Annotated in this window: 7 protein-coding genes; all 7 read left to right on the forward strand. The window is 62.1% G+C overall.

Annotated features, from left to right (window positions below; all coding sequences use genetic code 11):
• Positions 1–32: 32 nt before the first annotated feature.
• Positions 33–1913, forward strand: coding sequence for an esterase/lipase family protein (locus AC1RWI_RS16405; protein WP_492867490.1), 1881 nt, complete (start codon positions 33–35; stop codon positions 1911–1913).
• A complete protein-coding gene (locus AC1RWI_RS16410) occupies positions 1910–3016 on the forward strand; it encodes a T6SS immunity protein Tli4 family protein (protein WP_492867492.1) in 1107 nt (368 codons plus the stop codon). The genes AC1RWI_RS16405 and AC1RWI_RS16410 overlap by 4 nt, the downstream gene beginning before the upstream one ends.
• A gap of 110 nt (positions 3017–3126) precedes the next feature.
• Positions 3127–4134, forward strand: a complete 1008-nt coding sequence (locus AC1RWI_RS16415; protein ID WP_492867494.1) for a T6SS immunity protein Tli4 family protein — start codon at positions 3127–3129, stop codon at positions 4132–4134.
• A gap of 110 nt (positions 4135–4244) precedes the next feature.
• Positions 4245–5249 carry a T6SS immunity protein Tli4 family protein gene (locus AC1RWI_RS16420; protein WP_492867496.1) on the forward strand — a complete coding sequence of 335 codons (1005 nt, stop codon included), beginning with the start codon at positions 4245–4247 and terminating at the stop codon, positions 5247–5249.
• 110 nt (positions 5250–5359) lie between these two features.
• Positions 5360–6361, forward strand: coding sequence for a T6SS immunity protein Tli4 family protein (locus AC1RWI_RS16425; protein WP_492867498.1), 1002 nt, complete (start codon positions 5360–5362; stop codon positions 6359–6361).
• A gap of 117 nt (positions 6362–6478) precedes the next feature.
• Positions 6479–6766, forward strand: coding sequence for a PAAR domain-containing protein (locus AC1RWI_RS16430; RefSeq protein ID WP_492867500.1), 288 nt, complete (start codon positions 6479–6481; stop codon positions 6764–6766).
• 105 nt (positions 6767–6871) lie between these two features.
• Positions 6872–8487, forward strand: a 1616-nt coding sequence (locus tag AC1RWI_RS16435; protein ID WP_492867502.1) for an ImcF-related family protein, incomplete at its 3' end; no start/stop codon positions are given.

Here is an 8487-nt window from a genome sequence, read left to right on the forward strand (position 1 = left end):
TTTGCCAACCAAGCAGACCCAGGAGCAGCCCTATGAGCAGCAGCACCCCTGACGTGAATCCGCTCGCACAAGACCATGAGGACGCAACGGTCCCCGACGCCGGACACGGAAGTGACGACGTCGTCCGGCTTGCCGGTGGGTTCGACCTGGATGGCGTGGCCTGCGCGCGCGCAGTGCTCACGCCGGATAGCGACCAGCGTCGCAAGGAAATAAGCTTTGATCCGCGTTCGCCCATTCCGGTCATCTTCCTGCCTGGCGTGATGGGCTCGCTGCTGGCCAACAAGGACACCGGTGAAGAAGTGTGGTACCCGCCCAATATGGATGGCTTTTTTTCGGGTGCTGCGGGTCTGGTTTCTGTTATTGCAGGCTGGTTCGCCAGCGCCGCCGGGCGCGCCAGGCGCTTCGACCCGATTCCGGCCGTGGTCGATCCCCGCGGTCCGGTCAAAGTCGGCAACAGCGGCTTGAGCGAGAAGGAAGCAAGGCGGCGGGGCTGGAGCACGGTGCACCGCTGGAGTTATCAGGGCACGCTGGCCTGGCTGGAGTACACGCTCAACCACCCCATGCTCGATGGCAAGCTCCATGGCGAATGGGCGCACGGCGATGCAAAGGGCAAGAAGGCCGCGCTGAAAGCCGTGCTTGGCACACACCCATCCGATTACGGCGCCCATGGTCCTGGCGGACCGATTGACGCGTGCTCCGACGTGTTCAAGTCACTGGTCAGTTACCGCTATCCCGTCTACGCCATTGGCTACAACTTCCTGCAATCGAATCAGGTCTCGGGCCAGCAAGTGCTGGACGGCATGGATTTCAAGGATCCCGAAAGCCAGGAGGTCACGCGCATCATGGGCATCCGGGAGATCTGCCGGGAAAACCGGACGGACAAGGCCATCATCATCACGCACTCGATGGGCGGCCTGGTGGCGCGCATGGCCTCGCAATTCTGCGGCGGCGCCAACGACATGCTCGGCGTGATCCACGGCGCGCAACCCGCCACCGGGGCGCCGCTGTTTGCCAAACGGTTCCGCACGGGGGGAGAGGGTTTCACCAACGAGAGCCTGATGGGCCGCGACGCGGCCGAGTTCGTGGCGATTGCCAGTAACGCGGAAGGTCCGATGGAGTTGTCGCCGATGCCGGACTACCACGATCGCAAGCCGTGGTGGATCTTTGTGGACAAGTCCGGCAAAGAACGCATGGCCTTGCCCAAGCAAAGCGCGCTGGACGAACTCTACATCAACGACGCGTGGTACGCCTTGTTGCCCGATAGTGCCTTGCTGGACCCGGCAGGGATCGTGAAGAGGCGACTGGAAAAGGAGATGGATTCTTCCACTGTGCATGAACACTTTAAAAAAATGATGAGTAATGTAGTGGAACGGCAAAATAATCTAATCAACAACTACCACCCCAACACCTATGCGCTGTTCGGAGACGGCGCGCTCAATCCGCAACGCTCCGATGGCAAGCAGGAGTCGCCCAAGCTCGAGTTCAGCGAGCCGGAGACGAGCCTGCAAACCTGGGGCAGGGTGGTGTGGCAGGGCGATCTTCCCGCAGGTGTCGGGGAAGCTGAGCTAAAAGCCGCCAAGCGGGTGGGCGACGATCAACAGGGCGTACTCAAGATCGTGGTCGGGGGAAGAACGGTCACGCTCACCGTGCAACAACAAGCGGTCGCGCCAAAACCGGGGGAGAAGGACAACGGCATCATCCCGGGCGATGGCACCGTGCCGGCATGGTCCGCCGCGGCGCAAGGCCGCGGGTTGATCCCAGCTCTGTCTGAAAGAAAAGCCACGGGCGTGCAGATGGCCTTTGTGCAAGGCGGCTACGAGCATCAGAAGTGCTTCGACCATCCCTGGACGCGCTGGGCCACCCTGTACAGCGTGGCGCAGATCGCGCACAGCACCAAGGCAGCCTCCCAATGAATCCCAATCCGATCCCTTCGCGCGTGCTGCGCGCGGCCCTCTTCCTGTCGATCTGCAGCCTGTCCGCCTGCGTGCGGACGGTTGCCGTGGAGCCCGTAATGACCAACAACCCCTTGCTTGCCGATTCGCGTCCGTGGTGCATTGGCCGACTTGTGATGGATCGCCCTGCGCGTAGCGGAATCAGTTATGAGAGGTACGAATACTGGGGCAACAAGATTGATATTGCCCGAGATATCAGCCCGGGAACGTTCCGGTACCGAGTCGATCCACGCGAGAGCGAGTTGCGAGCCAGCAAGCGAATCATATCCATCCCGCTTACCGATGAGATGATGAGAAAGGGAGACAACGGTCTTCATAAGAGCGATGTTCCCTGGCTGGAGCAAGCCGTCTCGCCCACACCCAGTTCTCGGTTGTTGATTTTCAAAACGAAGGTGAGGGAGGATTACCCTTTCAGCGCCGAGGGCTATGTGCTCGCCGGCAGCACGATGCTGACCATGAAGTTCGACGTTCAGCGCAGCAGCGGGATACAGAAGGTCACGCAACGCTCAACCGATGTTTACCAAAACATCACTTACCGCGATGACTGGACGGTTCCCACGGAGCGCGGCTTTTGCATTCCGGGTGCGCTGATCGGCGGGCCTTCGCGCAACAGCGAACTGGCCGAGCAAACCATCGTCCTGCAACCCGGCCGAGCGTCCGCGTTCGTCCTGAAGATGCGCGATGCGGTGGATGTGGATCAGCAATCGTCGCTGCTCAAGACCCTGCCCGATCTACGCCGGCGGTTGGGCGGGCAAGGCAGCGTCCAGATTGTGCGCGAAGGCAAGCGCCAGGTCGCGGGCATGGAGGCCGAGGAAGTGCTGTTTTCCATCAGGGACGGTGGGAGCCAGCTATTCCGCTTCTACCTTTTGGCGCCGGGCAATCCCGATTCAGTAGCGCAGCCGCACACCGAGATCCAACTGAGGCTGGGAAGTGCACTGACGGATGCTGACAAGGATCGCGGCGTGAAGCCGGAAGCCGTGTCTTCGCTCGTCGATGAGGCCGGCGCAATCCAGGCGTGGGATGCGCTGCTCAACAGCATGCGTCTGCGCCCCGGGGCCATGTAATGACGAGTGACAGCCAACATCGGGCGTTTCGCAGGGGCGGGCTGCTGGTGGGGTTCCTGCTCGCGCTGAGCCTGTCCGCCTGCGTGCGGACGGTTGCCGTGGAGCCCGTAATGACCAACAACCCCTTGCTTGTCGATCCGCGTCCGTGGTGCATTGGCCGACTTGTGATGGATCGCCCTGCGCGTAGCGGAATCAGCTATGAGAAATACGAGTACTGGGGCGACGACATTGAAATTTCCCGAGATGTCAGCCCCGGAACGTTCCGGTACCGAGTCGACACGCGCGAAAGCGAGTTGCGAGCCAAGAGACGTACCACCTCCATTTCCTCATACAAGGAAATGCTGGCAAAGGGCTTAAAGTCCATGATCGTGGAGACCGACATTCCTTTGCTGGAGCAAGCCGTCTCGCCCACAACCAATTCTCGGTTGTTGATTTTCAAGGGCCTGGCGGAAGAGGATTACCCTTTCAGCGCCGAGGGCTATGTGCTGGCCGGCAGCACGATGCTGACCATGAAGTCCGACGTTCAGCGCAGCAGCGGGATACAGAAGTTCACGCAACTCACAACCGATGAATACCAAAATATCACTTACCGCGATGACTGGACGGTTCCCACGGAACGCGGCTTTTGCATTCCGGGTGCGCTGATCGGCGGGCCTTCGCGCAACAGCGAACTGGCCGAGCAAACCATTGTGCTGCAACCCGACCGACCTTCCGCGTTCGTTATCAAGATGCGCGATGCGGTGGATGTGGATCAGCAATCGTCGCTGCTCAAGACCCTGCCCGATCTCCGCCGGCAGTTGCGCGGGCAAGGCAGCGTCCGGATTCTGCGCGAGGGCAAGCGCCAGGTTGCGGGCATGGAGGCCGAGGAAGTGCTGTTTTCCATCAGGGATGGTGGGAGCCAGCTATACCGCTTCTACCTTCTTGCGCCAGGGGTTCACCATTCGATGGCGCAGCCGCACACCGAGATCCAGTTGATGCTGGGGGATGCACTGACCGATGCGGACAAGGATGACGGGGTGAAGCCGGAAGAAGTGTCTTCGCTCGTCGATGAGGCCGGCGCGATCCAGGCGTGGGATGCGCTGCTCAACAGCATGCGTCTGCGCCCCGGGGCCATGTAATGACGAGTGAGAGCCAACATCGGGCGTTTCGCAGGGGCGAGCTGCTGGTGGGGTTCCTGCTCGCGCTGAGCCTGTCCGCCTGCGTGCGGACGGTTGCCGTGGAGCCCGTAATGACCAACAACCCCTTGCTTGCCGATTCGCGTCCGTGGTGCATTGGCCGACTTGTGATGGATCGCCCCGCGCGTAGCGGAATCAGTTATGAAAAATACGAGTACTGGGGCGACGACATTGAAATTGCCAGAGATGTCAGCCCGGGAACGTTCCGGCACAAGGTCGATACGCGCGAAAGCGAGTTGCGAGCCAGCAAGCGAATCCTATCCGTCCCGCTCACCGATGAGATGATGAGAAAGGGAGACAACGGCCTTCACAAGAGCGATGTTCCCTGGCTGGAGCAAGCCGTCTCGCCCACACCCAATTCTCGGTTGTTGATTTTCAAAACGAAGGTGAGAGAGGATTACCCTTTCAGCGCCGAGGGCTATGTGCTGGCCGGCAGCACGATGCTGACCATGAAGTCCGACGTTCAGCGCAGCAGCGGGATACAGAAGTTCACGCAACTCACAACCGATGAATACCAAAATATCACTTACCGCGATGACTGGACGGTTCCCACGGAACGCGGCTTTTGCATTCCGGGTGCGCTGATCGGCGGGCCTTCGCGCAACAGCGAACTGGCCGAGCAAACCATCGTCCTGCAACCCGGCCGAGCGTCCGCGTTCGTCCTGAAGATGCGAGATGCGGTGGATGTGGATCAGCAATCGTCGCTGCTCAAGACCCTGCCCGATCTACGCCGGCGGTTGGGCGGGCAAGGCAGCGTCCAGATTGTGCGCGAAGGCAAGCGCCAGGTCGCGGGCATGGAGGCCGAGGAAGTGCTGTTTTCCATCAGGGATGGTGGGAGCCAGCTATACCGCTTCTACCTTCTTGCGCCAGGGGTTCACCATTCGATGGCGCAGCCGCACACCGAGATCCAACTGAGGCTGGGAAGTGCACTGACGGATGCTGACAAGGATCGCGGCGTGAAGCCGGAAGAAGTGTCTTCGCTCGTCGATGAGGCCGGCGCGATCCAGGCGTGGGATGCGCTGCTCAACAGCATGCGTCTGCGCCCCGGGGCCATGTAATGACGAGTGACAGCCAACATCGGGCGTTTCGCAGGGGCGGGCTGCTGGTGGGGTTCCTGCTCGTGCTGAGCCTGTCCGCCTGCGTGCGGACGGTTGCCGTGGAGCCCGTAATGACCAACAACCCCTTGCTCGCCGATTCGCGTCCGTGGTGCATTGGCCGACTTGTAATGGATCGCCCTGCGCGTAGCGGAATCAGCTATGAGAGATACGAATACTGGGGCGACAAGATTGATATTGCCAAAGATGTCAGCTTGGGAACGTTCCAGCACAGCGTTGATGTGCGCGAAAGCGAGTTGCGAGCCAACAAGCGAATCTTATCCATGCCGCTCACCGATGAAATGATGAAAAAGGGGGGCAACGGTCTTCATAAGAGCGATGTTCCTTGGCTGGAGCAAGCCGTTTCGCCCACACCCAATTCACGCCTGTTGATTTTTAAAGACCTTGGGAGAGTGGACTACTCCTTTACCGCCGAGGGTTACGTGCTAGCCGGCAGCACGATGCTGACCATGAAGTCCCGCGTTAGTGGCAGTGAGGTGCAGAAGTTCACGCAGCTCACAACGGATGTACACAAAAATATCACTTACCGCGATGACTGGACGGTTCCCACGGAACGCGGCTTTTGCATTCCGGGTGCGCTGATCGGCGGGCTTTCGCGCAACAGCGAACTGGCCGAGCAAACCATTGTGCTGCAATCCGACCGACCTTCCGCGTTCGTTATCAAGATGCGCGATGCGGTGGATGTGGATCAGCAATCGTCGCTGCTCAAGACCCTGCCTGATTTACGCCGGCAGCTGCGCGGGCAGGGCAGCGTCCGGATTCTGCGTGAAGGCAAGCGCCAGGTCGCGGGCATGGAGGCGGAAGAAGTGCTGTTTTCCATCAGGGACGGTGGGAGTCAGCTATACCGCTTCTACCTTCTGGCGCCGGGCAATCCCGATTCAGTAGCGCAGCCGCACACCGAAATCCAGTTGATGCTGGGGGATGCACTGACCGATGCGGATAAGGATGACGGGGTGAAGCCGGAAGAAGTGTCTTCGCTCGTCGATGAGGCCGGGGCGATCCAGGCGTGGGATGCGCTGCTCAACAGCATGCGTTTGCGACCGGGAGCGATGTGATGCGTCGTCACGGAAAACCGGAGCACCGGATTGACGCCGCCAAGGCTGGCAAACGGCAATCGGTCTGGTATGCAGCGCATCCTTCAAAACCTTTAAAACCGTGAGAGCGGCATTGCAATGAGGCGTTACGACATTTTAAAGGGTGACTCGACAACGGCCGGTGGCATTGTCGAGGGCGGTGACACCAACGATCGGGTGGGGGGTCGCGAACAAGCTTATGAAGGCGATCCTGTATGGTGCCCGGCCTGCAACTCAATGGGAAGGATTGTGTGTGAGGGGCCGCGTCAGTCGATGAGGGGCGAGGACGGGCGTGAAGCCGCGTTGAGCGATGACCTGTGCGTTTGCCGCTGCACCACGAGTCCGCGCCTTGTGCCATCCCAATACACCTCGTACACGGACGCTTGATGCATCGGGGGCGCATGTCGTCCGCTTTCATCATCACGAAGCGCTGCTGGTACGGGCCATGGGCATTTGCATGAAAAAGTTTGGGAAGCCATGAAGAAACTACGGATGGATCTGCTATCCCTGCTAGTGCTTGCACTCCTCGCAGGCGGAGGCATCGTGATCTGGGGGGAGCGCCTTGGCATCAAGACACCCGAGGAAAGAGGGATATGGTTGTCTGTGGCGGCATGCTGCACGATGGCGCTGGCCATCATCGTGTCCTTTGACCGCCTGGGCCGCTGGTCGGATGCGATGCGCACGCTTGGGAAATGGCTTGGCATTCGCCGCCCCGAAATGGCTGGCACCACCCAGGCGATCGTGCTCGCCGCGGATGCGCCGGCAAAGGCGGCTTCGAGGGGGGGCGAACCACTTCGCCAAACCTTGAAGCAACAACACGGCCTGCGCTGGCGCTACCGCCAGCCCTGGCTGCTCCTCACCGGCGACGACGCCGCCATCGCCCGGCTCCTGCCCGAACTGGCGGAACAAGGCTGGCTCATCACCCCCGACGCGGTGTTGCTATGGAGCAAGACCGGCAAGGAGGGCTGGCCGGAGGCCGACTGGCTCAAGCAGCTCTACCGACTACGCCGCCGCCGTCCGGTGGATGCGGTGATTCTCACAACGGACAGTGCCACGGATCTGCAGGCGCAGCGCCGCGGCGCCCATCCCGATGGAATGCGCCTGGCGCGCATCGCCGAGTTGCTGCGCTGGTCCGCCCCGGTCTACCTGCTGGATGTGGCGCAGGCGAGAACAGTGGCCCACGGCCTCATGCCGGTCATCGCTTGCGAGCTGCCGCGCCAGGCGGACGCGGATGCCATCGAGGGCGCGTTGCGCACGCTGCGCGAGCAGCTGGCGCAGCGCCTCGTCGTGCAACTGAAGGACGGCAACCGCGACCGCTATATGGGAGAGCTTTCCCAGCGGCTCGACACCCGCGGCAAAGCGCTCGCCGACTGGATCGCCGGACTGGGGGGGCGGCAGCGCTGGCGTATCGCCGTGGACGGCATCGTCTTTGCGCCGTATCCCCGGCCTGTCGCCGGTGACGCGGACGTGCAGAGCAGCATCGACCTGCCGCTGTGGCACTACCTGGGCGAAGCCGCCCGCCGCCGGCCGGGGCGGCGCGTTGGCTGGCACCCGGTCACGGTGTCCGCCATCGTGGGCCTGACGGCCATCGGCCTGTGGAGCGCCGGCATGCTGGTGTCCGGCGTGGTGAACAGCCGGGACATGCACGCCGCCCGGCAATCCGTGGACGACTTCCAGTCGGCGCCCAACCCGGCGGCCCGCCTGCGCGCGCTCATCGCCTTGCAGCAGCAGATCGAGCGCTACGAGTACCGCACCCAGCATCACACGCCGCTCGCGACCCGCTTTGGCCTGAATCGCGATCCGGCGGTCCTCGCCGCGCTGTGGAAGCCTTACGCGCAGGCCAGCCGCGAACTGCTGGTCGCGCCCGTGCAGCGGGATCTGGAGGCGTCGCTGGTGGATCTCGCGCAACTGCGCACCACGGTGCTGGATGCGGCCACCAACCGGGTGGCGCTGAGCGGCCATGAGGCGCTCAAGACCTACCTGATGCTGGCCAACCCCGAGCGCGCCGAGCCGGCCTTCCTGGCCCCGCAGCTGGTGCGGCACTGGTCCACCGATGCCCGGATCACCCCGGGCGAGCGGCAGGACCTTGCCGAGCGCTTGCTCACCTT

The sequence above is a fragment of the Cupriavidus sp. MPR-AND1C genome, from assembly GCF_058809705.1.